We start from the raw sequence: 25,862 nt of genomic DNA, 5'->3' as shown, positions 1-25,862 counted from the left end.
CGCCCGCCGAACCCGCCGACGCCGCCCGCGCGGCCGGGCCCGGCGGTCGGCCGCCGGTGGCCCCACCCGCCCCCGGCTCGACCCGCCGTCACCCGTTCGTGACCTGAGTGGGGGGCACCCTTGCCCAAGTATCTGGGGCAAGGGTGCCCCTCACTCACTTCTCCACCGGGTGACGGTGCGGGGTGCGGGTGTGAGCGGGGCTACAGGTCCGTGGGGGGACCTTTCACGCGGTGGTGAAAGGATTGCCGCTGCGCGCCGGGCTCGTGGACGCTGCGGGACGGCCGAACGCGCGAACCCGCCGAGCGCGTTCGGGCCGATCCGCCGGCTCGAAGCCCCGCCAGGGGCGGAACAGGACCTGACATGGCGCCCACCGAAGACCTGCTCGTCCGCGCCGCCGCCGCACCCGCCGCGACCGAGGACCCGTTCCCGGTGCTGGGCATCGACCACCTGCGGTTCGTGGTCGGCAACGCCAAGCAGGCCGCGCACTTCTACCGCACCGCCTTCGGGATGCGCCGCACCGCCTACCGGGGCCCGGAGACCGGTCACCCCGAGCACGTCGAACACCTGCTGGAGTGCGGTGACGCCCGGTTCCTGCTCACCGGTGAGGCCCGGCCGGGCACCGAGATCGGCAGGCACCTGCTCCGGCACGGCGACGGCGTCACCGACATCGCGCTGCGGGTCGCCGACGTCGAACGCGCCCACGCGCACGCCGTCGCGCGCGGCGCCGAATCGCTGGCCGAGCCCCGCGAAGTCGCCGACGGGCTGCGGGTCGCGGCGATCGCCGGGTACGGCGAGGTGCTGCACACCCTCGTCGAGCGCACCGGCGACACCCCGTTCCTGCCCGGTTTCGAGACCACCGACGAGCCCGGCACCGGCCCGATCACCGGCATCGACCACGTCGTCGGCAACGTCGAGCTGGGCCGGATGGACGAGTGGGTCGGCTTCTACCAGCGCGTCATGGGTTTCACCAACATGAAGGAGTTCATCGGCGACGACATCGCCACCGAGTACTCCGCGCTGATGTCGAAGGTGGTCGCCGACGGCTCCCGCGCGGTGAAGTTCCCGATCAACGAGCCCGCCGCCGGTCAGCGCCGCTCGCAGATCGACGAGTTCCTGGAGTTCCACGGCGGTCCCGGCGTGCAGCACGTCGCGCTGGCCACCGACGACATCGTCGGCGCGGTGCGCAGGCTGCGCGCGGCCGGCGTCGAGTTCCTGAGCACGCCCGGCGCCTACTACGACGCGCTGGCCGAGTGGCCCGAACCGCTGCCCGTCGAGGAACTCCGCGAGCTGGGCATCCTCGCCGACCGCGATGAGGACGGGCACCTGCTGCAGATCTTCACCGCCCCGGTGCAGGACCGGCCGACGATGTTCTTCGAGCTGATCGAGCGGCACGGCTCGGAGGGCTTCGGCAAGGGCAACTTCAAGGCGCTGTTCGAGGCGGTGGAGCGGGAGCAGGCCCGCCGGGGCAACCTCTGAGCGCACCCGCCGCGTCGAGGACCGACGCGCACCGGCCGTTCCTCCCATCCGAAGCGCGGGCAGCCGCCTCCCCGCGACGAGTTCGCCGGCCAGGCCCCGAGAACGGGAGTTCCGATGACCGCACCCGCCACCACAGCGCCGTTGCGCGCGTTCATCCGGTTGGGCCGCCCCAAGTTCCTGTTCCAGAGCATGCTCGTCGTCGCGCTGGGCGGCACCATCGCCGTCCACAGCGGACACCAGGCGCAGCTCGGCGGCTACCTGCTGACGCTGGCCTTCGCCTGGTGCACGCACCTGATGACGCACTACTGCAACGAGTACTTCGACCTCGAAGCCGACCGCGCCAACGCGGTGCCGACCTCGTGGACCGGCGGCAGCCGGGTGCTGGTCGACGGCGCCCTCCGCCCGGTGGTGAGCCTCGGCGCGGCGTTCGCGCTGCTGTTCGCCGGGATGCTGCTGCTGGCGCTGCTGCCCGACACCACCACCCGGCTGATCGCCGTCGCCATCACGGCGCTGGCCTGGTTCTACACCGCGCCGCCGCTGCGGCTGAACTACCGGGGGCTCGGTGAGATCAGCTGCGCCCTGGTGCTCTACGGGTTCGGTCCGCTGCTGGCCTGCCTGGTCCACGCGGGCACCATCGGCGCCACCGGGATCGCCGGCATCGCCGTGGTGTGCGGCTTCCAGTTCCTGCGGATGGCCGTCATGAACCTCTCCGACATCGAGGGCGACGCGGCCACCGGCAAGCGCACCCTGGCCGTGCTGCTCGGCGCGGCCGGACTGCGCGCGCTGTACGCGGGAGGTCAGCTGGTGATCCACGCGGCGGTGGTGCTGCTGCTGATCACCGGCGTCCTCCCGGTCGTCGCCGGGCTGCTGGTGCTGGTCACCGGTGCCGTCCCGGCCTGGGTGTCGCGGCAGCTCGCCGCCGGTGCGATGGCGGTGCCCGCCCGGGCGAACGCGGTGACGTTCTGGGCGTCCATGCACATGCCGCTGACCGCCGCCGCGATCACCGCCGGGCTGCTGGCCGACCTCCTCGCGCGTTCCGGGGCGCAGTGGCAGCCGTGGTTCGCGGTGTGCCTGCTGACCTTCGCGCTGTTCGGCGGCTGGCTCGCCACCGCGGTGCGCGCCCACCGGACGGCATGACCGCCGGGGCACCCGCGCCGCCCGCACGACCGTTCCCGAAGCACCCCAGGAGGCCGACGATGACCGCGATGCAGGACCACGACGTGCTCGTCGAGGTGACCCGGCGGGCCCGCGAGCTCACCGACCCGCTGCTGCGCGCCGCCGTCGACCGGATGGGGCCGGAGCTGGCCGGGATCGGCGGCTACCACTTCGGGTGGTGCGAGACCGGCGCTCCCGGGGGCAAGAGCGTCCGGCCCGCCTTGGCGGTGCTGGCCGCCGAGGCCGTCGGCGGCACCGGCGAGCAGGCCGCGCCCGCGGCGGCCGCCGTGGAGCTGGTGCACAACTTCAGCCTGGTCCACGACGACATCATCGACCACGACGAACGCCGCCGGGGCCGCCCCTCGGTGTGGGCGGTGCACGGGGTGCCCGCGGCGATCCTGATCGGCGACGCGTTGCAGGCCGCCGCGTTCGAGGTGCTGCTCGGCGCCGGTCCGCGGGCGTCGGCCACCGGCGAGCGGCTGGCCGTCGCGCTGCGCGAGGTCGTGGTGGGCCAGGTCCAGGACATCGGCTTCACGGGACGGCCGTGGCTGGGGCCGGACGCGGTGACCCGCGCCGAGTACCAGGCGATGGCCGAGGCCAAGACCGGTGCGCTGCTGTCCTTCGCCGCCTGCGCCGGGGCGGAGCTCGCCGGGGCCGGCGAGGCCGCGGTCGCCGCGTTCGACCGGCTCGCCCGCCACCTCGGCCTCGCCTTCCAGTGCACCGACGACGTGCTGGGCATCTGGGGCGATCCGGCGGTCACCGGCAAACCCGTGCACGGCGACCTGCGGGAGGGCAAGCGCTCGCTGCCGGTGATCGCGGCGCTGTCCACCGGTGGATCGGCCGCGGCCGAGCTGGCGGCGCTGCTCGACGACCCCGAGGCCGACCTGGAGCTGACCGCCCGCATCGTCGAGGACCGCGGCGGACGCCGGTTCGCCGAGCAGGAGGCCGCCCGGCACCTCGCCGCGGTCGCCGCGGCGCTGGACGAGCTGACCGTGCCGCCGCCGGTGCGCACCGCGCTCGACGCGCTCACCGGATCGCTGATCGGACGCACCCGGTGATCGAGGCGATCGACGACGCGCTGCGGGCCGCCGCCGGGGCGCTGCTCGCCGAGGACCACCCCGGTTCCTGGCCGAACCCCCGGCGCCCGGCGATCTCGGGTGCCGCCGGGGCGGTGCTGGCGCTGCACACCGCCGACCGGCAGCGCTCCGCCGGGCTCGTCGCCGAGGGCGTGGCCTGGTTGCTCGCCGAGCAGCACGAGGACGGCGGGTGGGGCACCTTGCAGGGGCTGCCCAGCGACTTCGTCGCCACCGCGATGGCCACCGCCGCCCTGCACGTGGCCGCCCCGGAGCGGGCCGCCGAGGCGGTGCGGCGCGGGCGGGCGTGGCTGGCCGACCGCGGCGGCGTCGACGGCCTGGATGACGCGGTGATGGCCCAGCTGACCGGACTGGTGCTGTCGGTCGCCGGGCTGCACGACGCCGACCGGGTGCCCCGGGTGCCGGTCGAGGTGCTGCTGCTGCCCGCCCCGCTGCGCCGCCGCCTGCTGTCCTACCTGACCCCGCCGTTCGCGGCGCTGACCTTCCTGCAGTCCCGCCAACGCGGGCACGGCCGCGCCGCGCGGCTGCTGGACCGCTCGGCCCGCCGGGCGCTGCTGCCGCTGCTGGCCGCGTTCCACGAGCAGGAGGGCTCGGTCGGTTCCTACGGCGGCGACCCGTGGTTGAGCGGCCTGCTGTGCACCGCGCTGTCCCGCGCCGGGGCGGCGCCCGAGCTCGTCGACTCCTCGGTGCGGTACCTGCGGATGACCGCGCAGCCCGGCGGCGGCTGGCACCTCGTCCACGGCGTGCGGCGGGATCGCGTCGAGGTGACCGGGATGGCCTTCTCCGTGCACGCGCTGCAACGCGCCGGGTGCGGCGATCGGCCCGGCGTGCTCCGCGCCCGGGACTGGTTGCGCGACTGCCAGCAGCGGGAACCGTCCGAGGTGTACCGGTCCCCGGCGGGGGCGTGGACCTGGACCGGCCGGACCGGCTGGCCCAACGGGCTGGAAACGGTGCTGGTGCTGCGGGTCCTGGCGAACGGGCCCCGCGACGCCGAGTCCCGGCGGGCGCTGCGCCTCGGGTCGGCCTGGCTGCTCGCCCAGCAGGACCGGCGCGGCTCGTGGAGCACCTTCGTGCGCGACACGCTGGTGCCGCTGGACGGCCCGTGCCCGTTCATCACCGCGCTGGCGGTGGAACTGCTGCACACCGGTGGACTGCCGCTGCGGCACCCGCGGCTGCGCCGGGCGCTGCGCTGGCTGCGCCGCCACCAGGCCGCCGACGGCTCCTTCGACGCCCGCTGGCACCGGGGCGGGGTGCCCGCCACCGCCGCGGTCGCGCAGTCGCTGACCCGGGTCGGGCTCGGTGCGGACCCGATCGTCCGGCGGGCCCGGGACTGGCTGCTGGCCGCCCAACTGCCGGACGGCTCGTGGAGTTCGGGCCGCGGCGATCCGGTCGGCACCCCGGACGAGACCGGGCACGCGGTGTCCGCGCTGGTCGCCTGCGGGCAGCGCGCGGCCGCGGCGCGCGGGGTGCGCTGGCTGCTCGCCGCGCAGGGCGCGGACGGCCGGTGGGAACCCGGCCAGACCTGCGTCTACGTCCGCGACCACGTGCACTACTCGGATCCCCTGATCGCGCAGGGGCTGGCGACCGGTGCGCTGGCGGCGTACCGCGGATCGGAGGCATGAGTGCCGGAGCGCAACTGCGACGCGGTGGTGTGCGGCGCGGGCGTCGGTGGCTTGGCGGCGGCCTTCGCGCTGGCCGCCCGCGGCCTCGACGTGCTGCTGCTGGAGAAGCAGCGGCGTCCCGCCGCCATCGCCAAAGGTGAAGTGCTGCAACCGGGTTCGGTGGACGTCCTGCGCGAGTGGGGGCTGCTGGAGCCGCTGCGCGAGCGCGGTGCGGTGCGGCTGGAGCGGCTGGTGCTGCGCGAAGCCGACGGCCGCGAGGTGATGGTCTTCGACTACCCGGCGCTGGACGGGGGCGGGCACCGGCTCTACAGCCACGACCACCCGGACATCCTCGGGCTGTTCGCCGACCACCTCGCCGACCGGGTGCGCTGGTGGCGCGGCGCGCGGGCGGCGGACCTGCTGCGCGACGGATCCGGCCGGATCACCGGGGTGCGGGTGGTCCGGGACGAGGCGACCGAGGACGTCCGCGCCCCGCTGGTGGTCGCCGCCGACGGCGTGTCCTCCCGGCTGCGCGCCCAGGCCGGGATCCCGGCCCGGCCGGTCGAGTACGCGCACCGGCTGGCCTCCTTCGACCTGCGCACCGAGGTGCCCGCCGAGGTCGGGGGGCTGCTCACCGATCGCGGGCTGCGGTTGCACTACCCGCTGCCCGGCGGGCGGACCCGGCTCTACGCGCAGGTCACCGCCGACGAGCTGCGCGGGGTCAAGGGTGCCGAGCTCACCGGCTGGGCCGAGGGCGCGGTCCGCGACGCGCCCGCGCTGGAGCCGCTGCTGCCCGCCTGGCGGGAGGCGCTGGGCAGCAGGCAGCTGCTGCGGCTGTTCCGCTTCACCGCCGCCCGGATGACCGCGCCCGGGCTGGCGATGGTCGGCGAATCCGCCCACGCCGTGCACCCGATGGCGGCGCAGGGCATGAACACCGCGATCGCCGACGCGCACGCGCTCGCCGCCGCGCTCGGCCCGGGTCCACTTCGCCCGTCCGATGTGGACGATGCGCTGGCGGGCTACCAGCGGGCGCGCTCCGGCTGGGTCCGGCACATCGACCGGATGAGCCACGACGCCACCCGGATGATCACCGACACCTCGTGGGCCGGTCGGCTGCTCGGCCGCCGGATGCTGCGCCGCACCAGCCGCAACCCGCGCCTGCGCTACGTGGCCACCTACAACATGGCCGGGCTCGGCATCCGCCCGTTCACCCCGCTGGACCGGCTGCACCAGCTCGGCCTGCCCGACCCGAGGGCGCAGCGGAGGCCGGTGTGGGCGTGACCGCGGTGGTGCTCGGCGGCGGACTCGCCGGGATGCTGGTGGCCTCGGTGCTGGCCGAGCGCGGACCGGTCGTGGTGGTGGAGCGGGACCGCTACCCGGCGGAAGCCGTGGAGCGCAAGGGCGTGCCGCAGGCCCACCACGGGCACCTGCTGCTGCCCGGCGGCGTGCGGCGCCTCGACGCCCTGCTGCCCGGACTCGTCGACGAGCTGCTGGCGCGCGGGGCGCAGCGGTTGGGCCTGCCCGAGGACGTGGTGTCGCTGTCCGCGCAGGGCTGGGCGCCGCGGTTCCCCGCCGTGCAGCACGCGCTGTCGTGCAGCCGCGCGCTGCTGGACCACGCGGTGCGCACCCGGGTGCTGGCCGACGAGCGGATCTCGGTGCGCACCGGCACCGACGCCGAGGAGCTGCGCGGCGACGCCGCCCGGGTCGGCGGGGTGCTGGTGCGCGACCGGGAGACCCGGCGCGCGGCGGAGCTGCCCGCCGAGCTGGTCGTGGACGCCACCGGGCGCGGTTCGCGCACCCCGCGCTGGCTGACCGCGCTCGGGGTGCCGCCGGTGCCGGAGGAGCGGGTCGATCCCGGGCTCGCCTACGCCACCCGGCTGTTCCGGGCACCCGAGGACGCGCCCGAGCACTTCCCGAACGTCTCGGTGCAGGCGAGCCCGGGAACCGGGCGACCGGGTCGCGCCGGGGTGCTGTTCCCGATCGAGGACCGCCGCTGGCTGATCACCCTCTCCGGCACCCGGGGCGGCGAGCCGCCCGCCGACGCCGACGGGTTCGCCGCGTTCGCCCGGGCGCTGCCGCACCCGGTGCTCGGCGAGCTGATCGCCCGCGCCGACCCGCTCGGCCCGGTGCGCGGCTACCGCAACACCGCCAACCACCGCCGCCGCTACGAGCGGACCCGGCTGCCGTCCGGCTTCCTCGTCGTCGGGGACGCGGTGGGCAGCACCAACCCGACCTACGGGCAGGGCATGTCGGTCACCGCCGCGCAGGTGGTGGCGCTGCGGGACGCGCTGCGCGAGCACGGCGGCGACACCCGCCGGGTGCAGCGGGCCATCACTGCGCAGGGCCGCACGTCGTGGTCGGCCGCCGCCGGGCAGGACGTGCTCTACCCGGAGGTGCTGGGCAGGCGGCCCGGCCGCGCCGACGTGCTGCGGCACCGGTTCGGCAGGCGGCTGGAGCGGGCCGGGGCGCGGGACCCCGAGGTGTTCGCCCGGTTGCTGCGCGGGCACACGCTCACCGGATCGCCCGCCGCGGTGCTGCACCCGAGGGTGCTGCGCGCGCTGCTGCGCGACGCCCCCGCCCGCAGCAGCGCCGAACCACCGTTCACCGAGGCGGAACGCGCCGTCCTCGGCAACCTGGAGGAGGACCGCACGTGACCGGACAGGCGTTCACCGCCGACGAGGTCGCCGAGTTCTACGACGAGCTGGAGAAGGTGCTCTCGGCCTGGCTGGGCGAGAGCATCCACTACGGCTACTGGCCCGACGGGCCGGACGAGGACTTCACCGCCGCGCAGGACCGGTTGACCCACCTGGTCGCCGCCGAGCTCGCCCCGGCACCGGGCAGCGCGGTGCTCGACGTCGGTTGCGGCACCGGGCGGCCCGCCGAGCTCATCGCCCGCGCCCGCGGCTGCGCGATCACCGGCATCTCGCTGAGCGCCCAGCAGATCGAGGTCGCCGCCGCGCGGGACCTGCCGCTGCTGCGGTTCGAGCGGGCCGACGCGGTCGACCTGCCCTTCGCCGACGAGTCCTTCGACGGCGCGGTCGCGGTGGAATCGCTGCTGCACATGCCCGACCTGCCCGCGGCGCTGGCCGAGGTCCACCGGGTGCTGCGCCCCGGCGCCCGCTTCGCGGTGGCCGACTTCGTCGAGCGGCTGCCCGCCGACCGGGCGCCCGACGGCCTCCCGCTGACCCCGCCGCCCCCGCTGGACGACCTGGTGGGGCTGCTGCGCGCGGCCGGGTTCGGCGTCGAGCGCGTCCAGGACATCAGCGACGCGACCCGCCCGACCTACGACGTGATGCTGGCCGCGATCGACGCTCGGCGCGCCACCCTCGACGCCATCCCGAACCGGCGCATCGCCGACCAGGTCCAGCACGCCATCCCGGCGCTGGCCGCGCACGCCCGCGAGCACACCGGCTACGCCGTGCTCACCACCACGCGAGGAGATCGAGTTGCCTGAGACCGCGTTCACCGCCGACGAGGTCGCGCTGTTCTACGACCGGTTGGAGGAGTTCTTCTCCGCCGTGCTGGGCGAGAGCATCCACTACGGCTACTGGCCCGCCGACGACCCGGGCGCCGACCTCAGCCGCGCCCAGGACCACCTGACCCGGCTGCTCGCCGGCAAGCTCGGCACCGGCGCGGGCGAGCACCTGCTCGACGTCGGCTGCGGCACCGGGCGCCCCGCCGCGCTGATCGCCGGGGACACCGGCTGCACCATCACCGGCATCACGATCAGCGGCAACCAGCTCGCCCCCGCCGCCCGGCGGGCCCGCGACCTCGGCGTCGACGACCAGGTGTCGTTCCAGTGGGCCGACGCGATGGCGATGCCCTTCGCCGACGGCTCCTTCGACGCCGCGCTGGCGCTGGAATCGCTGCTGCACATGCCGGACAAGGAGCAGGCCCTCGCCGAGATCCGCCGGGTGCTGCGGCCCGGCGCTCGGCTGGTCGTCGCCGACTTCTTCGAGACCTCCCCGATCCCGCCGGGCACGGTGCCCGAGACCGCGATCGGCGTGCTGCCCAACCACGTGCCGCCGCCGCTGGACGAGCTGACCGGGGTGGTGGCCGCGGCCGGGTTCACCGTCACCGAGGTGCACGACCTCACCGCCGACGCGCACCGCTCCGGCGAGGCGATCCTGGCCGCGATCCACGACTACCGGCCGCGCGGCGGTGACGGCCGCATCGCCGAGCAGGTGCAGCAGGCGATCCCGGCGATCGTCGAGCACGCCCACGAGCACACCGGCTACGTCGCGATCACCGCGGAGGTGGCCCGGTGACCACCGCGCAGGGCTTCTGCCCGTTCGACGTGGGCGAGGAGTTCCGGGCGCTGCGCGAGCACGACCCGGTGTCCCGGCTCGAACTGCCCAGCGGCACCCCGGTCCGGTTCCTGACCCGGCACGCCGACGCCCGCCGGGTGCTCGCCGACGAGCGGTTCGGCAGCGTCGACGCCGCGCCGCTGCTGCGCCCCGGCGGCTCCGCGCAGGACATCGCCCCGCCCGCGCCCGGCGTGCTGCTGTTCCTCGACCCGCCGGAGCACACCCGCTACCGCCGGATGCTGGCCGGCGAGTTCACCGGCCGCCGGATGGCCGCGCTGCGGCCCCGGATCACCGCCCTGGTCGACGAGCGGCTGGACGCGATGGCCGCCGGGACCTCCGCCGAGCTCATGCGCGACTTCGCGCTGCCGGTGCCGTCGCTGGTGATCTGCGAACTGCTCGGCGTGCCCTACGCCGACCGCGCCGACTTCCAGCGCCGCACGGCCGCGCAGGTGGACATGGCGCTGCCCGAGGACGAGGCCGCGCGGCTGTGGGCCGAATCCACCGAGTACATGTCCGGGCTCGCCGCCGCCAAGCGCGCCCACCCCACCGACGACCTGCTGGGCAGGCTCGTCGCGGCGCACGGCAGCGAGCTCACCGACGCCGAGGTCGCCGGGCTCGGCACCTTCCTGCTCGGCGCCGGCTACGAGACCACCGCCAACATGCTCGGGCTGGGCACGCTGCAACTGCTGCGCCACCCCGAGCAGCTCGCCGCGCTGCGCGACGGCGACGAGCAGGCGGTGGACCGGGCCGTGGAGGAGCTGCTGCGCACCCTGGCGGTGGTGAACAACGCCGCGGTCCGGCAGGCCCGCGCCGACGTCGAGCTGTCCGGCACCACCATCCGGGAAGGCGAGTTCGTGCTGGTGTCGCTGGGCTCGGCCAGCCGGGACGACGCCGTGTTCGACGACCCCGACGCGGTGGACCTCACCCGCGTCCCCGGGGCGCACCTGGCCTTCGGGCACGGCGTCCACCACTGCCTCGGCGCGCCGCTGGCCCGGCTGGAGCTGCGGATCGCGCTGCCCGCGCTGCTGCGCCGCTTCCCGGGGCTGCGGACGGCGCTGCCGCCCGAGGAGATCGAGTACCTGCCGCGCACCCTGGTGCACGGCGTGCGCCGGCTGCCGGTGGAGTGGTGATGGCCGACCTCGCCTTCCCGATGCCCCGCCCGGCGGGCTGCCCGTTCGACCCGCCCGCCGAGTTCGCCCGGCTCCGCGAGCAGGAACCGGTCGCCCGCGCGGTGCTGCCCGACGGCAGCCCGGTGTGGTTGCTCACCCGCTACCACGACGTGCGCGCGGCGCTGCGCGACCCGGCCGCCAGCGCCGACCTGCGGGCACCCGGTTTCCCCATCGTCACCGCCGCCGAGCGCGCCCTGGTGGACCACGGGGTCCACCCCGGGTTCATCCGGACGGACCCGCCCGAGCACAGCCGGATGCGCGCCCTGGTCGCCGCCGACTTCGGCGTCCGGCGGGCCGAGGCGCTGCGCCCGGCGATCGAGCGGCTGGTGGACTCCTGCCTGGACCGGGTGCTGGCCGGGCCCAGGCCCGCGGATCTGGTCGCCGAACTCGCGATGCCGGTGCCCAGCACGGTGATCTGCTGGGTGCTAGGCGTGCCGGTCGACGACATCGGCAGCTTCAACGCCTGGACCCGCGCGCTGGTCGACGCCGGTTCCACGCCGGAGCAGACCCAGGAGGCCAACGGCGCGATCACCGCCTACCTGGACCGGCTGATCACCACGAAGCTCGACGAGCCCGGCGACGACCTGCTGTCCCGGCTGGCCGAGGAGCACCGCCGCGGCGGGATCGGTCGCGAGGACGTGCTGGCGACCGCGGTGCTGCTGCTGGTCGCCGGGCACGAGACCACCGCGAACATGATCTCGATGGGCGCGCTGGCGCTGCTGCACCACCCCGAGCGGGCCGCGGAGCTGCGCGCCGACCCGGGGCTGGCCCCCCGCGCGGTGGAGGAGCTGCTGCGCTACCTGTCGGTCTCGGAGTTCGCCACCACCCGCGCGGCGGTGCGCGACGTCGAGGTCGGCGGCCGGACCATCCGGGCGGGGGAGGGGCTGCTGCCGCTGACCCAGGCCGCCAACCGGGACCCGGCGGTGTTCGCCGACCCGGACGCGCTCGACTTCCACCGGCGCTCGAAGCGGCACGTGGCGTTCGGGTTCGGCGTGCACCAGTGCGTCGGGCAGTCGCTGGCCCGGGTCGAGCTCCAGGTCGTCTACCCGGCGCTGCTGCGCCGCATCCCGACGCTGCGGGTCGCCGACGGGGAACTCGGCCTCAAGCAGGGCGAGGGCATCGTGGGGGTGCGGCGGCTGCCGGTCACCTGGGACTGACCTCGCCGTCGGCCACCAGCCGGTCGCCCAGCGAGGTCCGGCAGTGCAGCACCGCGCGGCCCAGCCGGGTGGAGGAGACCAGCCCCGCCTCGCGCAGCACCGCGGTGTGCTGGCTGGCCGAGGCCAGCGACGCCTCGATCCGCTGGGACAGCTCCGAGGTGGTGCGCGGGGTGCCCAGGGCCAGCAGCACCCGGGCCCGGGTGTGGCCGAGCAGCGCGGCCAGCCGCTTCGCGGCCCCGGCGTCCGGCCGCTCCGGGGTCGCGCCGACCGGGTACACCAGCACCGGGGGCAGACCAGGGTCGATGAACGTCAGCGGGTTGCCGAACCCGAAGTAGGTCGGGATCAGCGTCAGCCCCCGGCCGCCGAGGTGCAGGGTGCGGTCCTCCGGGTAGTTGGTCTCCAGCACCGGCCAGCGCCAGCGGATCGGTTCGGGCAGCGAGGCGAACAACTGCTCGACGCCGCCGCCGGTGAGGTGGTGCGACCGCCTGCCCCGGTCGGCGGCGACCCGGTGGTGCACCTGCCGCCAGTGCGGCCGGACCGCGACGTCGAAGTAGTCCCGCAGCGTCCCGGACAGCGCCACCAGCGAGTCGCGGTCCCCGTGCGCCAGCGAGCGCGCCCACGGCGGTGCGGTGCGCCCGGCGAAGGTCCGGGTCAGGTCCTCGCGCAGCCGACCGCGGCCGGTACCGCGGACCAGCTCCAGCCCCTCGTCCAGCTCCACGCCGACCCCGGGGGTGAGGAAGTCGGGGAAGTCGCCCTTGGCCGGGACCAGGTCCGCGAGCAGGCGCAGCCGCCGCGCCATGCCCGCCTCGTGCAGCCGGGCGCGGACCTGGCGGCGCCAGGCCCGCTGCTCCGGCCGGTTCGGCCCGCCGCGCAGCACGTGCAGGCTCAGCGCCAGCTCCCACAGCGGGTGCGGCTCCGCCGCGATCCTGGTGCGCAGGATGTCCGTGGCGGTGAACTGGATGCGAAGCATGCGCGTACTCCAACCGGATGGTGCGGGGTCTCCCACCGCCCGCGGCGTCGCGGGACGGCGCCGGGGCGGCGGTGGCCGCCCGCGGCGCGCTCGGGCGGTGGGAACCTAACCCAGCCCACCGGGGCGCGGAAGGGGTTTTCCGCGGTTCGCGGAATGCGCCGGGCAATTCCGCGACGCGATTCGCGGGAACTCCCGGAAAACGTTGAACCCACAACTTCCGCGGCAATTCCGGCGGGCTCTGTTCGGAGTTCCCGGTGCCTGCTGAACGGCCGTGCTGCGCTGCGCCGATCGCCGTCGGAGGTTGCCCCGGTGCCGACGATTCCGGCGCCGCGCCTTTCCCGGTTCGCGGAATTGCGGTGCGCCGTCGCACCGGTGATTCCGCCGCGGGCGGCGGGGAGGCATCGGACACGTTCGCTGGGAGCGGCGGGCGCTCCGGTGCTGTACTGGAGGGGCTGCCCGCGCCCCGACCGGAACGGAGACCCTCCCGCGATGACCCCCGACGCTCGTCCGGCGGCCGTGCTGTTCGACATGGACGGCACGCTGGTCGACTCCGAGAAGTTGTGGACCATCGCGATGGACGACTTCGCCGCGGCCAACGGCGGGGCGCTCGCCGACGCCACCCGGGAGCGGATGGTCGGCTCGAACATGCCGCGCAGCATGCGGATGCTGCTCGGCGACCTGGGGCTGCCCGCCGAGGAGACCGACGTCGTGGTGGCGGGCAAGTGGGTCGCCACCCGCGTCACCGAGCTGTTCGGCGAGGGCCTGGAGTGGCGCCCCGGTGCCCGCGAGGCGTTGCGCGCGGTGCGCGCCGCCGGGCTGCCGGTGGCCCTGGTGACCTCCACCATCCGGTCGATCACCGAGCTCGCGCTGGACACCCTGGGCCACGACACCTTCGACGTCACCGTCTGCGGCGACGAGGTGGCGGGCCGCAACAAGCCGCTGCCCGATCCCTACCTCAAGGCCGCCGCGCTGCTCGGCGTCGCGCCGGCCGACTGCCTCGCCGTCGAGGACTCGCCCACCGGGGTCGCCGCGGCCGAGGCGGCCGGGTGCGCGGTGCTCGCCGTGCCGTGCGAGGTGCCGCTGGAGCCCGGCCCGCACCGCGCGCTGCGCGACTCGCTGACCGAGGTCGACTTCACCGACCTCGGCCGGTTCTTCCCGCTGGAAGCGGTGTGACCACGACCGAGGTCCCGGTGGTGCTGTCCGGGTACGGCCCGGTCGGCCGCGAGTACGCCGGGCTCCTCACCGAGCGCGCCGGGGACTGGGCCGAGCGCTACGGCGTGCACCTGCGGCTGGTGGCGGTGCGCGGCCGCCGGGACCAGACCGACGTGGCCGGGGAGATCCCGCCGCGGGCGCGGTGGGTCGGCACCGAGGACCTCGCCGCGCTGCTGGCCCGGACCGGCGCCGCCGCCTTCGCCCAGGCCGTGCCCTCCGACGGCGCGGGCACCGCCGCCGACGAGGCCGTCACCGCGCTGCGCTGCGGCGCGCACCTGATCACCGCCACCAAGTCGCACCTGCTCACGCACTGGGCGGCGCTGGAGCGCACCGCCCGGGGCGCGGGTCGCGCGGTGCGCCTGTCGGCGGCCACCGGGGCGGCGCTGCCCGCGGGCGACCTGGCCCGCGCCGGGCTGCGCGGCTTCGACGTGCGCGGCGTGCGCGGCTGCCTCAACGGCACCGCCACCTTCGTGCTGGACCGGCTCGCCGAGGGCACCCCGCTGGCCGACGCCGTCGCCGAAGCGCAGCGGCTCGGCATCGCCGAGGCCGACCCCGGCGCCGACCTCTCCGGCGCCGACGCCGCGACCAAGCTGCGGCTGCTCGCCGCCCTGCTGTGGGGCTGGGACCCGGCGGCGGTGGAGGTCGTCACCGAGCCGATCACCGACGCGCTGCGCGGCGGCGCGTTCCGCCAGGTCGCCGCCGCCACGCGCGAGCAGCCGGGCGTGGTCCGGGTCGAACTGCGCGCGGAGACCGGGGTGCTGGCCGCGCTGACCGGTCCGGAGAAGGCGGTGCGCTACGACTGCGGGGACGCGGGCGAGGTCACCGTCAGCGGCGGCCGGTCCAGCCCGCGCGCGGCGGCGCTGGCGATGGCCAAGGACACCCTGGCCGCGGCGCTGGAGGGCGGGGCCGGACCCCGGTGAGTGATCGAGCCGATAACCGGCGGGTCCGCCGTCCGCGGCGACCGGGCGGGATGCAAGGATCGGGCGCGTGAAGACCTTCGACGAGTTGTTCGCCGAACTGCAGGAGCGAGCCCGCGCCCGGCCCGCGGGTTCGTCGACGGTGGCCGCGCTCGACGCCGGGGTGCACGCCCAGGGCAAGAAGGTCCTGGAGGAGGCGGGCGAGGTCTGGATCGCCGCCGAGCACGAGTCCGACGAGCAGTTGGCGGAGGAGATCTCCCAGCTGCTGTTCCGCGTTCAGGTGATCATGCTCGAACGCGGCCTGTCGCCCCAGGACGTCTACCGCTACCTGTAACTGGAACCGAGGAACGAGGGGAACGAGTCCCATGCTGCGTGTGGCAGTGCCCAACAAGGGCACGCTCGCCGGTCCCGCATCCGAGATGCTCGCGGAAGCCGGGTACCGGCAGCGCCATGAGCAGCGGGACCTGACCGTCCTCGACGCGGCCAACGAGGTCGAGTTCTTCTTCCTGCGGCCCAAGGACATCGCCATCTACGTCGGTTCCGGCGAGCTCGACCTCGGGCTGACCGGCCGCGACCTGGCGGGTGATTCCGGCGCGCCGGTGGCGGAGGTCCTCGCCCTCGGCTTCGGCGGCTCGACGTTCCGCTACGCCGCGCCGGTGGGCGAGCGGGACTGGACGGTGGCCGACCTGGCGGGCAAGCGGATCGCCACCTCCTACGCCAACCTGGTCTCCGCCGACCTCGCCGCGCACGGCGTGTCGGCCGAGGTGATCCGGCTCGACGGCGCGGTGGAGATCTCGATCCAGCTCGGCGTGGCCGACGCCATCGCCGACGTGGTGGGTTCCGGCCGGACGCTGCGCCAGCACGGCCTGGTCGCCTTCGGCGACCCGATCTGCCGGTCCGAGGCCGTGGTCGTCGAGCGCGCCGGTTCCGACCACGACCGCACCAAGGAGCAGCTGCTCGCCCGGTTGCAGGGCGTGGTGTTCGGGCAGCAGTACGTGATGCTGGACTACAACTGCCCGCGCGAGCTGCTGGCCGAGGCGACCCGGGTGACGCCCGGGCTGGGATCCCCCACGATGGCGCCGCTGGCCGACGAGAACTGGGTCGCGGTGCGCGCGATGGTCCCCCGCAAGGAGGCCCCGGCCATCATGGACCGGCTGGCCGCCGTGGGCGCCAAGGCGATCCTGTCCTCGGACATCCGCGCCTGCCGGCTCTGAGACCCCGCCCGCCGGTGTCGTTCTGAGTGAGGGGCACCTTCAACCGGCATGGTCGGACGAAGGTGCCCTCACCCGCCTTCGTCCCCGGTGTCGGGAACATCCGGTCCTGCCGCGTCGGGGGCGTCCGCGCCGACGTCAGCGGATGATCGGTTCAGTCGCCTGCCTTGTCCGGAAGGTCCGGGCACGTCACCGGTTCGTGTTCCGAACAACCCCACGGCGGGCGGTCGGCGTGCTGATAATGGTGGTGGACGAACGATCTTGGGGGTGGAGCCGATGCCTGTCGTGGTGCCCGGGGAAAGCCCGCCGAGGTGGGAGCTCATCGCGGGGATGCCCTGCTGGATCGAGCTGATCACCACCGACCTCGACGCGGCCCAGGAGTTCTACGCGGGGCTGTTCGACTGGACCTACGAAACCCACTCCGACCCGGAGTCGGGCGAGCACGTGATCGCGCTGCGCGAGGGGTTCCCGGTGGCCAGCCTGCGCGCCGCCTCCGGCGACCAGTCCACCTGGCGGCTCTACCTCGCCACGCACGACTGCACCGAGGTCTCGGGGGAGGCCGTCGGGCTCGGCGCCACCATCACGGTGCCGCGCAACCACGTGCCGAAGGTCGGCGCGAAGACCGTCCTGGTCGGACCGTCCGGCGCCGAGTTCGGGTTGCTGCAACCCGAGGAGTCCTGGCAGTTCGACGTCGGGCTGCCCGGCACCCTGATGTGGGCCGAGCTGGTCACCATCCGGGCGCAGGCCGCCGACAGCTTCTTCCAGGAGCTGTTCGGCTACGAGGCGGAGCAGTTCGGCACCGAGCACCGCTCGGACTACTCGGTCTGGTACCTCGACGGCGAATCCGTGCTGGCCCGGGTGAGCATGATCCGGGAGTTCATCACCGCCCAGACGCTGCCGCACTGGCTGCTCTACCTCGGCGCCGACGACGCCGTCGGCACCGACGAGCTGGTCCGCCGCGCGATGGAGCTCGGCGGGCGGATCCGGGTGGTGCCCTACGACTCCAGCATCGGCCGGGTGGCCGTGCTGCGCGACCCCACCGGCGCCCGCTTCGCCGTGGTGGACCCGACGCAGGCCGGCGACTTCGGCACGGCGGCCAACTTCGACCCCTACGAGGACTGAGGACCGCTCGCGCGCGGCGGCGCTCAGTCGGTGCGGTCGAGGACCGACTCCGGACCGGGGTCCGGTTCCGGCCAGCCCGGGTACGGCGGCGGCGTGCCGCCGAACTCGGGGCACCGGGCCTGGTGGTCGCACCAGCCGCAGAGCTTGCTCGGGTTGGGCCGGAAGTCGCCGGTCTCACCGGCCTTGCGGATCGCCTGCCAGATCGCTTCCAGCGTCTTCTCGAAGCGCCGCAGCTCGGCCTCGTCCGGCGCGTAGGCCAGCGACTGCTTGTCCGCCAGGTACATCAGCAGCAACTGCCGGGGGAGCTCGCCGCGGGTGCGCCACAGCACCAGGGCGTAGAACTTCATCTGGAACATCGCCTTGGCCTCGCCGATCTGGCGGGGCGCCGCGCCGGTCTTGTAGTCGACCAGCCGGATCTCGCCCGTCGGTGCGACGTCCACCCGGTCGATGAAGCCGCGCAGCAGCACGCCGGAGTCCAGCTCGGTCTCCACCCGCAGCTCGCACGCCTCCGGTTCCAGCCGGCGCGGGTCCTCCAGCTCGAAGTAGGCGTCCAGCAGCGAATCCGCCGAGGACAGCCAGCGGGTGAGCTCCGGGTCGTCGGGGCCGTCGAACAGCTCGGCCAGCTCCGGTTCCCGCTCGCGCAGCTCGGCCCACGCGCCGGGCAGCAGCTCGTGCGCCCGCTCCGGCCGCCGTTCGGCGGTCGGCAGCGCGAACAGCTTCTCCAAGACCGAGTGGACCACCGTGCCGCGCGCCTGCGCGCGGGTCGGCGTCTCGGGCAGCCGGTCGACCGCCCGGAACCGGTAGAGCAGCGGGCACTGCTTGAAGTCGCTCGCGCGGGAGGGGGACAGCGCGGGGCGCCGGACGGTGCCGCTCGTTGCGCCGTCCGCCGCGGCGGTGCGTACCGGTTCGACCATGACCCGTGACCCTAGACGAACGGGCCGACAGCGCTTCACCCCGTTGGCGGATCACGGCCCGCTCACGCCGCGGGGTCTACTCTGCGCCCATGTCGACCACCTCCGCGCTGCGCGGGCCGAAGCTCACCGACGGCGGCCTGATGCTGTTCCGGGTCGCCGGAGTTCCGGTGCTGCTGTCCCCGTCGTGGTGGGTCGGCGCGGTGATCATCGTGCTGCTCTACACGCCGCTGGTCGGGCGCATCCTGCCCGGCGCCGGGGTGTGGGGCAGCGCCCTGATCGCCGCGGCGTTCACCGTGCTGCTGGCCGGGTCGGTGCTGCTGCACGAGCTGGGGCACTGCCTGGTCGCGCTGCGCTACGGGCTGCCGGTGCGCCGGATCCGGCTGTTCCTGCTCGGCGGCCTCTCGGAGGTCTCGCGCACCCCGGCCAGACCCGGTCAGGAGGGGCTGGTCGCCGCGGCGGGGCCCGCGGTGTCGGTCGTGCTCGCCGCCGCCACCGGGCTCGGGTGGCTCACCCTGGCGCCCGGCGGGGCGGTGTGGCTGCTGGTCGCCCAGACCTGCGTGGCCAACCTGGCGGTCGCGGTGTTCAACGTGCTGCCCGGGCTGCCGCTGGACGGCGGGCGGATGCTGCGTGCGCTGACCTGGTCGCTCACCGGGCGCCGGTCAACCGGCACCACCGCGGGCGTGGTCGGTGCCGGGGTGGTCGCCGTCGGGCTGATCGCCTGGGCGCTGGCCGGGCTGCTCAACGACACCCGCGACCAGTGGTTGCGCCTGGCCGTGTGCGTGCTGATGGCCTGGTTCGTGATCGCCGGGGCCGGGGCCGAGCACGCCGCCGAGCAGCGCAGGCGGTGGCCCGACGGGGTGGACCTGCCCGACCTGATCCGCCCGGTGCTCCAGCTCCCGGCGGAAAGCCCGGTCGCCGACGCGCTGGTCGCCGCCGCCGGGCGCGGCGTGGTGCTGGTCCGCGCCGACGGGATCGCGGTCGGGCTGCTGGACCAGAGCGCCGCCGAGCGGCTGGCCACCTTCACCCCGCACGAGCCCGCCGAGCGGGCGGCCGAACCGGTCGACCCGGACACCATCCTGCTCGACTCCGACCCGCCGGACGCCGTGCTCGAACGGGTGCAGAACGTGCTGGCGTGGCAGTTCCTCGTCATCGACCAGGAGGGCAGGCCCAGCGGCGTGCTGCGGCGCGAGGACCTGCGGGCCGCGCTGCGCGGCCGGGCGCGCCGCGGCTGAGCCACCGCCGCCCCGCACGGTGCGCCCGCGGGCGCGCTTGCGACCATGGGACGCCGCGCCTGCGCTGGTCGGCAGCGAGGCCCCGCACGAGGAGGAATGGCGTCACGTGAGCACCGTCAGCGGTGAGTTCCAGCCCGGCGACCGGGTCCAGCTGACCGACCCGAAGGGCCGGAAGTACACCGTGGTCCTGGAGGCGGGGGGCGAGTACCACACCCACCGCGGCGCGCTGGCGCACGACGACCTCATCGGGCAGCCCGAGGGCTCGGTGGTGACCTCGGCGGGCGGCACCTCGTTCCTGGCGCTGCGCCCGCTGCTGGCCGACTACGTGCTGTCGATGCCGCGCGGCGCCCAGGTGATCTACCCCAAGGACGCGGCCCAGATCGTGATGTACGGCGACGTCCGGCCCGGTGCCCGGGTGCTGGAGGCCGGGGCCGGATCGGGGGCGCTGACCTGCTCGCTGCTGCGCGCGGTCGGCGCCGAGGGCAGCGTCACCTCCTACGAGGTGCGCGCGGACCACGCCGAGCACGCCGAGCGCAACGTGCAGAAGTTCTTCGGCGGCAAGCCGGAGAACTGGGACCTGCACGTCGGCGACCTCAAGGACTACGACGGCGGCCCGGTCGACCGGATCGTGCTCGACATGCTCGCGCCGTGGGAGGTCCTCGACGTGGTGCACGAGAACCTGGCGCCCGGCGGCGTGCTCGTGGTCTACGTCGCGACCACCACGCAGCTCTCCCGGATCACCGAGGCGGTGCGGGAGCAGCAGAACTGGACCGAGCCCTACGCCTGGGAGACCATGCTGCGCCCGTGGCACGTGGTGGGCATGGCGGTCCGCCCGGAGCACCGGATGCAGGGGCACACCGCGTTCCTCATGGTCACCCGCCGCCTCGCCGACGGGGTCACCCCGCCGCGCCCGCAGCGCCGCCCGAGCAAGGGCTGACACGACGGCGGCCCGCCCCCGGGCAGGGGACGGGCCGCCGCGCGCGTCGGTGGGTCGGAACATCGCCGGATCAGAACATCGAGGTGCCGCCGCAGAACTTCCACTCGCCGCCGGAGACGGTCATGGTGTGCTCGCCGTCCATGGGGAAGGTCTGGCTGCGAGGGCCGACGCTCATGGTCAGCTCGCCGTTGATCCGGGCGATCGCCTTCTCCTCGCCTTCCATCCGGACGTCCGCCAGAGTGGCGTTGATCTTGATGCTGTCGGCGGCCTCCTTGGCCTGCTCGGGGGTCGCCCCCTGTGATTCGAAGGCCGCGATCACGTCGTCGTAGGTCGACTCGCTCTGCTCCTGCGGGCAGTACAGGCTGTTCGCCGCGTCCCAGTTCTTGGCGTTCATCGCATCGACGAGTTCCTGCGCGGTGTCCCGGGGGTCGCCGGGGCCGCTGGTCAGCGCCACGATCAGGGCGATGACGCCGCCGATGACCACCAGGCCGCCGACGCTGCCGCCGATGATCCACGGCGTCTTCGACTTCTTCGGGGCCGGTCCGCCCGGGTACTGCGGGTGGCCGCCGTAGCCCGGCTGCTGGCCCTGGGCACCCCACGGCTGCTGGGCGTAGGCCTGCCCCGGCTGCGGCCCGGTCTGCGGGTACTGGCCCGGGTACTGGCCGCCGGGGTACTGGCCGGGCTGCGGCCCGCTCGGCGGGTACTGGCCGCCGGGCTGCCCGCCCGGGTGCTGACCGGGGTACTGGCCGCCGGGCTGCTGGCCGCTCCCCGGTTGCTGCGGATACGTCACCGCTGTCCTCTTTCCCTCATCGTGTCGCCCGGACCCCCAGGCTCACTGCTCCAACTGGCAGATCTTCCACGCGCCGTCCTCCACGACCAGCCCCATCGTCTGGTCGACCGGATGGGTGGCGCCCCCCATGTCGAACGTGCCGAGCAGCTCGGCCGTGGCCTGCTCCCCGGACTCGGTCACCGCGCCGAGGCGGACGTCGAACGTGCCCGGCTCCAGGATCGCGAGCTGCTCCTCCAGCCCGGCGCGGTTGGACTGGCACAGGTGCTCGTCGAGCCCGGCGAAGTCGTGCGCGTTGACCTTGTCCACGACCGCCTGGGCGACCGGGCGGGCCTCGCCGGGGCCGCCGCCCAACCACAGGAACAGCCCGACGCCGACACCGGCCAGCACCACCAGCGCGCCGATGCCGCCGAGGATCCAGGGCAGCTTCGACTTCTTCGGCGCGGGCGGCTGGACGTCGCCGAAGCCGCCCGGCTCCTGGACCCAGTTCCCGGGGCCGAGATCGCCGCCCCACGGCGCCATCGGCGCCGGCTGGCCTTGCTGCTGGTCCCAGCCGGTGTGCTGATTGCCATACCAGTTGGGCTGCTGCTGCGGCGTTTGCTGCGGTGCGGGCGGGGGAAATCCGTTGCCCGGTTGCTGGCCCCACCCGCCAGGACCCGGTTGCTGCGGCGGATAGGTCATGAGCTCCTCCCCGGAGTGGCTGAAGTGTTGCACCGTCGTCGAGCGGCGGCCGTAAGTAGATCAGAGCGCGGGTATCGGAGTGCGGGGAGTGGACCATTTCGCGAACCCAATCGTCACCGGGTCGATGCGGTCGTTCCAGAACCTGGGAGCACCGCGGGAGGCGCGCGGGCGCCCGACGCCACCCGGTTGTCGCAGCGGGTAACCCGGACGCCGGGTCGCCGGGGGGTGCGGGGTGGCGCACCGGAGGGGCCGCGCCCGCGCCGCGCCGTCGCGGCCGGTGGTACGCACCGAACGGCCCTGCGGGGTCAACGCACCGTGTCCGGCTCCCCGTCCGGGTGCCGGGACGCGGGGTGACGAGATGGCGCAATTCGTGGGTATCGGTGGGATTGTGTGGCACGCTGAGCGACCCGGCGGGCATTCACGACGCCGCCGTCGTCGGTGATCGCCGGTACCGTGGTGGTACGAGCACGGGAGGAGGATGCCGACATGGAGCAAGACCGTCCCGGCAACCGACCTGTGGAGGGCGGGGAGCAGCCGAACGCGGAGCTGCGCAGCCAGATCCGCCTCCTCGAGGACGAGGTGGCCCTGCTGCGCAGGCGGCTCAACGACTCGCCCCAACAGGCGCGCCTGCTGGAAAAGCGGCTGGCCGAGGCATCCGAGAGAGTGAGCCAGCTCACCGAACGGAACGCCAAACTCACCGAGACCCTGAAGGAAGCGCGGGGCCAGCTCACGGCGCTGCGCGAAGAGGTCGACCGACTCGCCCAGCCCCCGAGCGGCTACGGGGTCTTCCTGCGCCGCTACGAGGACGAGACGATCGACGTGTTCACGTCCGGGCGCCGGATGCGGGTCGCCGTGTCCCCGAACGTCGAGACCGAGGAGCTCAAGCTGGGCCAGTCGGTGCGCCTCAACGAGGCGCTCACCGTGGTCGAGGCCGGTGCGTTCGAGCAGACCGGTGAGGTCTGCACCTTCCGGGAGCTGCTGATCAGCGGGGTGGGGGAGAGCCCCCGCGCGCTGGTGGTCGGGCACACCGACGAGGAGCGGGTGGTGTGGCTCACCGACCACCTGACCGACACCGGTCTGAAGTCCGGTGACTCGCTGCTGGTGGACAGCAAGGCGGGCTACGCCTACGACGTGGTGCCCAAGGCCGAGGTCGAGGACCTCGTGCTGGAAGAGGTCCCGGACGTGCGCTACCACGACATCGGTGGGCTGGGCGGCCAGATCGAGCAGATCCGCGATGCCGTGGAACTGCCGTTCCTGCACTCGGACCTGTACGTGCAGTACCAGTTGCGCCCGCCCAAGGGCGTGCTGCTCTACGGCCCGCCGGGGTGCGGGAAGACGCTCATCGCCAAGGCGGTCGCCAACTCGCTGGCCAAGAAGGTGGTGGCGGCCCGGGGTGACGACGACGGGCAGGCGAAGTCCTACTTCCTGAACATCAAGGGACCGGAACTGCTCAACAAGTTCGTCGGCGAGACCGAGCGGCACATCCGGATGATCTTCCAGCGGGCCCGGGAGAAGGCCTCCGAGGGCACGCCGGTGATCGTGTTCTTCGACGAGATGGACTCGATCTTCCGGACCCGGGGCAGCGGGGTGTCCTCCGACGTGGAGACCACCATCGTGCCGCAGCTGCTCAGCGAGATCGACGGTGTCGAGGGGCTGGAGAACGTCATCGTGATCGGCGCCTCCAACCGCGAGGACATGATCGACCCCGCGATCCTGCGGCCCGGCCGGCTCGACGTGAAGATCAAGATAGAGCGCCCGGACGCCGAATCGGCCAAGGACATCTTCTCCAAGTACCTGACCCCCGAGCTGCCGATCCACGAGGAGGACCTCAAGGAGTTCGGCGGCGACAAGGCGTCCTGCCTGGAGGCGATGATCCAGACCACGGTCGAGCGGATGTACGCCGAGAGCGACGAGAACCGGTTCCTGGAGGTCACCTACGCCAACGGGGACAAGGAGGTCCTGTACTTCAAGGACTTCAACTCCGGCGCGATGATCCAGAACATCGTCGACCGGTCGAAGAAGGCGGCGATCAAGTCGGTGCTGGAGACCCGGCAGCCGGGCCTGCGGGTGCAGCACCTGCAGGACGCCATCATCGACGAGTTCGCCGAGAACGAGGACCTGCCCAACACCACCAACCCCGACGACTGGGCCCGCATCTCCGGCAAGAAGGGCGAGCGGATCGTCTACATCCGCACCCTGGTGAGCGGGAAGAACCAGGAGTCCGGCCGGGCGATCGACACCGCCACCAACACCGGCCAGTACCTCTGAGCGCACCGGCACGACGGGCCGGGGACGTCACCGCCTGCGGTGGGGTCCCCGGCCCGCGTCGAGTGTCGCGGCGGCGCGGCAGCGGTTAGGTTGCGGGCATGATCCCCGCTCCACCGCCGCACCGCCTCGGGATCGGACTGGCCGCGCTGGGCCGTCCGGCCTACATCAACCTCGGCCGCACCGACGTGCTGCCGGTCCACCGCAGCACCGAGGTGATGCGCGAGCGCACCCGGGCGGTGCTCGACGCCGCCCACGCCGCGGGCCTGCGCTGGATCGACGCGGCCCGCTCCTACGGCAGCGCCGAGCACTTCCTCGCCGACTGGCTGCGGACCTCCGGGCACGAGGACGTGGTGGTCTCCAGCAAGTGGGGCTACGCCTACGTCGCCGACTGGCAGGTCGAGACCGAGGTGCACGAGGTCAAGGAGCACTCGCTGGAGCGGCTGCGGTCCCAGTGGGCGCAGACCCGGGAACTGCTCGACGACCGGATCGACCTGTACCAGGTGCACTCGCTGACCACCGACAGCCCGCTGTTCGAGGACGTCGCGCTGCAACGGGAACTGGCCCGGGTGCGGGACGCGGGCGTCGCGCTGGGCCTGTCCACCAGCGGCGCCGCCCAGGGCGAGGCCATCGAACGCGCCTGGGAGCTGGAGGTGGGCGGCCGGCAGCTCTTCAGCTCGGTGCAGGCCACCTGGAACTCCCTGGAGCCCTCGGCCGGCCGGGTGCTCGCGGAGGTGCGCACCGGGGGCTGGCGGGTGCTGGTGAAGGAGAGCCTGGCCAACGGCAGGCTCGCCGTCCAGCCGCCCGAGCCGGTGGCCGGGATCGCCCGCCGCCGCGGCACCGCGCCCGATGCGGTGGCGCTGGCGCACGCGCTGCACCAGCCGTGGGCCGACGTGGTGCTCATCGGTCCGGCGAGCGTCGACCAGCTCCGCTCCAACCTCGCGGGCCTGGACCTCGAACTGACCGCCGACGAGCTGGACGAGCTCGCCACCGCGGCCCGCGACCCGGCGACCTACTGGGGCGAGCGCGCCGCGCTGGCCTGGCAGTAGGTCAGCCCCCGCGGGCGAACCACTCCTCGACGAGCCGGCGCCCGTCCGGCACGAACGGCCACGCCGGGTCGGCCAGCCGCTCCCGGAGCTCGGCCAGGCCCATCCAGCCGCCCTCGGCGATCTCCTCCGGCTGGTGCCGGACCGGGCCGTCCCAGCTGGTGCGGTAGCAGAACGCGTGGTAGCGGACGCTGCCCTCCTCGAACGCGAGGCGGAACAGCGGCTGCGGCGCGACGCCCCGGACGCCCAGCTCCTCGGCCAGCTCCCGGACGGCGGCGGTGCCGGGGTCCTCGCCCGCCGCGACCACCCCACCGGTCCAGCAGTCGTACCGGCCCGGGTAGACGTCCTTGGTGGCGGTGCGGCGGTGCACGTAGACCGACGCGCCGTCGGGGGACAGCACCAGCACCGAGGCCGCGGCGTGCCACAGCCCCTCCCGGCGCATCCGGTCGCGCCGCACGGCGCCCACGACGTTCCCCCGCGCGTCGTACCGCGCCACCAGCTCCGCCTCCGCTCCCACGTCCCGATGCTCGCACGCGCGGGGAACACCGGAACGGGCACTGAGTAGGTCACAACGGCCGCCACGTCCTCGGTTCCGGCGTCCGCACCCCG

General features: G+C 74.5%; 24 protein-coding genes. 19 read left to right on the top strand and 5 right to left on the bottom strand.

From position 1 onward, the window contains the following. Positions 1 to 360 precede the first annotated feature (360 nt). The 10 genes from hppD to ABD976_RS11880 all read left to right on the top strand — a co-directional run bounded on the left by hppD (position 361) and on the right by ABD976_RS11880 (position 11,959). Positions 361 to 1,476 (top strand): 4-hydroxyphenylpyruvate dioxygenase, encoded by a 1,116-nt coding sequence (gene hppD, locus ABD976_RS11925; protein ID WP_345361904.1) that lies wholly within the window; start codon positions 361 to 363, stop codon positions 1,474 to 1,476. A gap of 114 nt (positions 1,477 to 1,590) precedes the next feature. After that, positions 1,591 to 2,613: a prenyltransferase gene (locus ABD976_RS11920; protein ID WP_345361900.1), complete on the top strand. Its 1,023-nt coding sequence runs from the start codon at positions 1,591 to 1,593 to the stop codon at positions 2,611 to 2,613. A gap of 59 nt (positions 2,614 to 2,672) precedes the next feature. Beyond that, positions 2,673 to 3,689 carry a polyprenyl synthetase family protein gene (locus ABD976_RS11915; protein ID WP_345361897.1) on the top strand — a complete coding sequence of 339 codons (1,017 nt, stop codon included), beginning with the start codon at positions 2,673 to 2,675 and terminating at the stop codon, positions 3,687 to 3,689. Further along, the gene (locus ABD976_RS11910; RefSeq protein ID WP_345361894.1) at positions 3,686 to 5,347 is read left to right on the top strand and encodes a prenyltransferase/squalene oxidase repeat-containing protein; all 1,662 of its coding nucleotides are present in this window, start codon (positions 3,686 to 3,688) and stop codon (positions 5,345 to 5,347) included. The genes ABD976_RS11915 and ABD976_RS11910 overlap by 4 nt, the downstream gene beginning before the upstream one ends. Further along, entirely contained in the window at positions 5,348 to 6,607 is a 1,260-nt protein-coding gene (locus ABD976_RS11905) for an FAD-dependent oxidoreductase (RefSeq protein ID WP_345361890.1), read from the top strand. Beyond that, the gene (locus ABD976_RS11900) at positions 6,598 to 7,980 is read left to right on the top strand and encodes an NAD(P)/FAD-dependent oxidoreductase (RefSeq protein ID WP_345361887.1); all 1,383 of its coding nucleotides are present in this window, start codon (positions 6,598 to 6,600) and stop codon (positions 7,978 to 7,980) included. The genes ABD976_RS11905 and ABD976_RS11900 overlap by 10 nt, the downstream gene beginning before the upstream one ends. Beyond that, positions 7,977 to 8,780 carry an SAM-dependent methyltransferase gene (locus tag ABD976_RS11895; protein WP_345361884.1) on the top strand — a complete coding sequence of 268 codons (804 nt, stop codon included), beginning with the start codon at positions 7,977 to 7,979 and terminating at the stop codon, positions 8,778 to 8,780. Before ABD976_RS11900 ends, ABD976_RS11895 begins: the two co-directional genes overlap by 4 nt. Continuing rightward, positions 8,773 to 9,594: an SAM-dependent methyltransferase gene (locus tag ABD976_RS11890; RefSeq protein ID WP_345361881.1), complete on the top strand. Its 822-nt coding sequence runs from the start codon at positions 8,773 to 8,775 to the stop codon at positions 9,592 to 9,594. Before ABD976_RS11895 ends, ABD976_RS11890 begins: the two co-directional genes overlap by 8 nt. After that, the gene (locus ABD976_RS11885; protein ID WP_345361878.1) at positions 9,591 to 10,763 is read left to right on the top strand and encodes a cytochrome P450; all 1,173 of its coding nucleotides are present in this window, start codon (positions 9,591 to 9,593) and stop codon (positions 10,761 to 10,763) included. The genes ABD976_RS11890 and ABD976_RS11885 overlap by 4 nt, the downstream gene beginning before the upstream one ends. Then, positions 10,763 to 11,959 carry a cytochrome P450 gene (locus tag ABD976_RS11880; protein ID WP_345361875.1) on the top strand — a complete coding sequence of 399 codons (1,197 nt, stop codon included), beginning with the start codon at positions 10,763 to 10,765 and terminating at the stop codon, positions 11,957 to 11,959. Before ABD976_RS11885 ends, ABD976_RS11880 begins: the two co-directional genes overlap by 1 nt. Here ABD976_RS11880 and ABD976_RS11875 read toward each other — a convergent pair. After that, positions 11,946 to 12,929, bottom strand: a complete 984-nt coding sequence (locus ABD976_RS11875) for an ArsR/SmtB family transcription factor (RefSeq protein ID WP_345361872.1) — start codon at positions 12,927 to 12,929, stop codon at positions 11,946 to 11,948. The genes ABD976_RS11880 and ABD976_RS11875 overlap by 14 nt on opposite strands. A 489-nt stretch (positions 12,930 to 13,418) precedes the next feature. On the opposite strand from ABD976_RS11875, the gene ABD976_RS11870 reads away from it, so the two are divergent. From ABD976_RS11870 to ABD976_RS11850, 5 genes are all read left to right on the top strand, one after another. Beyond that, positions 13,419 to 14,102 (top strand): HAD family hydrolase, encoded by a 684-nt coding sequence (locus tag ABD976_RS11870; RefSeq protein WP_345361870.1) that lies wholly within the window; start codon positions 13,419 to 13,421, stop codon positions 14,100 to 14,102. Further along, a complete protein-coding gene (locus tag ABD976_RS11865) occupies positions 14,099 to 15,061 on the top strand; it encodes a homoserine dehydrogenase (RefSeq protein WP_345361868.1) in 963 nt (320 codons plus the stop codon). The genes ABD976_RS11870 and ABD976_RS11865 overlap by 4 nt, the downstream gene beginning before the upstream one ends. Positions 15,062 to 15,128: 67 nt before the next feature. Beyond that, complete coding sequence (locus tag ABD976_RS11860; protein ID WP_345361866.1) at positions 15,129 to 15,392, top strand: phosphoribosyl-ATP diphosphatase; 264 nt, start codon at positions 15,129 to 15,131, stop codon at positions 15,390 to 15,392. A 31-nt stretch (positions 15,393 to 15,423) separates the two neighbouring features. Continuing rightward, on the top strand, positions 15,424 to 16,272 hold the full coding sequence (hisG, locus tag ABD976_RS11855; protein WP_345361863.1) for an ATP phosphoribosyltransferase: 849 nt from the start codon (positions 15,424 to 15,426) through the stop codon (positions 16,270 to 16,272). Between the two features lie 273 nt (positions 16,273 to 16,545). After that, a complete protein-coding gene (locus ABD976_RS11850) occupies positions 16,546 to 17,391 on the top strand; it encodes a VOC family protein (protein WP_345362530.1) in 846 nt (281 codons plus the stop codon). Between the two features lie 23 nt (positions 17,392 to 17,414). Here ABD976_RS11850 and ABD976_RS11845 read toward each other — a convergent pair whose 3' ends face one another. Next, positions 17,415 to 18,305, bottom strand: coding sequence for a RecB family exonuclease (locus ABD976_RS11845; RefSeq protein WP_345361860.1), 891 nt, complete (start codon positions 18,303 to 18,305; stop codon positions 17,415 to 17,417). Between the two features lie 89 nt (positions 18,306 to 18,394). Between ABD976_RS11845 and ABD976_RS11840 the strand changes: the two genes are divergently transcribed. Both ABD976_RS11840 and ABD976_RS11835 read left to right on the top strand, forming a co-directional pair. Then, positions 18,395 to 19,537, top strand: a complete 1,143-nt coding sequence (locus ABD976_RS11840; protein ID WP_345361857.1) for a site-2 protease family protein — start codon at positions 18,395 to 18,397, stop codon at positions 19,535 to 19,537. Between the two features lie 106 nt (positions 19,538 to 19,643). After that, the gene (locus ABD976_RS11835; protein WP_345361854.1) at positions 19,644 to 20,474 is read left to right on the top strand and encodes a tRNA (adenine-N1)-methyltransferase; all 831 of its coding nucleotides are present in this window, start codon (positions 19,644 to 19,646) and stop codon (positions 20,472 to 20,474) included. Positions 20,475 to 20,544: 70 nt separating this feature from the next. Here the strand turns inward: ABD976_RS11835 and ABD976_RS11830 are convergent, their stop codons facing one another. Further along, a complete protein-coding gene (locus tag ABD976_RS11830) occupies positions 20,545 to 21,264 on the bottom strand; it encodes an Rv0361 family membrane protein (RefSeq protein WP_345361851.1) in 720 nt (239 codons plus the stop codon). A 42-nt stretch (positions 21,265 to 21,306) separates the two neighbouring features. Next, complete coding sequence (locus tag ABD976_RS11825) at positions 21,307 to 21,942, bottom strand: Rv0361 family membrane protein (protein ID WP_345361848.1); 636 nt, start codon at positions 21,940 to 21,942, stop codon at positions 21,307 to 21,309. A 486-nt stretch (positions 21,943 to 22,428) separates the two neighbouring features. On the opposite strand from ABD976_RS11825, the gene arc reads away from it, so the two are divergent. Together arc and ABD976_RS11815 are read left to right on the top strand one after the other, a co-directional pair. Beyond that, positions 22,429 to 24,210: a proteasome ATPase gene (gene arc, locus ABD976_RS11820; protein ID WP_345361845.1), complete on the top strand. Its 1,782-nt coding sequence runs from the start codon at positions 22,429 to 22,431 to the stop codon at positions 24,208 to 24,210. 98 nt (positions 24,211 to 24,308) lie between these two features. Continuing rightward, the gene (locus ABD976_RS11815; RefSeq protein ID WP_345361842.1) at positions 24,309 to 25,256 is read left to right on the top strand and encodes an aldo/keto reductase; all 948 of its coding nucleotides are present in this window, start codon (positions 24,309 to 24,311) and stop codon (positions 25,254 to 25,256) included. Position 25,257: 1 nt separating this feature from the next. Here ABD976_RS11815 and ABD976_RS11810 read toward each other — a convergent pair whose 3' ends face one another. Beyond that, positions 25,258 to 25,695, bottom strand: a complete 438-nt coding sequence (locus ABD976_RS11810; RefSeq protein WP_345362528.1) for an NUDIX domain-containing protein — start codon at positions 25,693 to 25,695, stop codon at positions 25,258 to 25,260. Positions 25,696 to 25,862 lie beyond the last annotated feature (167 nt).

The sequence above is a fragment of the Saccharopolyspora cebuensis genome (assembly GCF_039542665.1).
Classification (GTDB): Bacteria; Actinomycetota; Actinomycetes; order Mycobacteriales; family Pseudonocardiaceae; genus Saccharopolyspora; species Saccharopolyspora cebuensis.
Note: the sequence above shows the minus strand (reverse complement) of the source record. Positions and strands in the feature narration are given on the sequence as shown.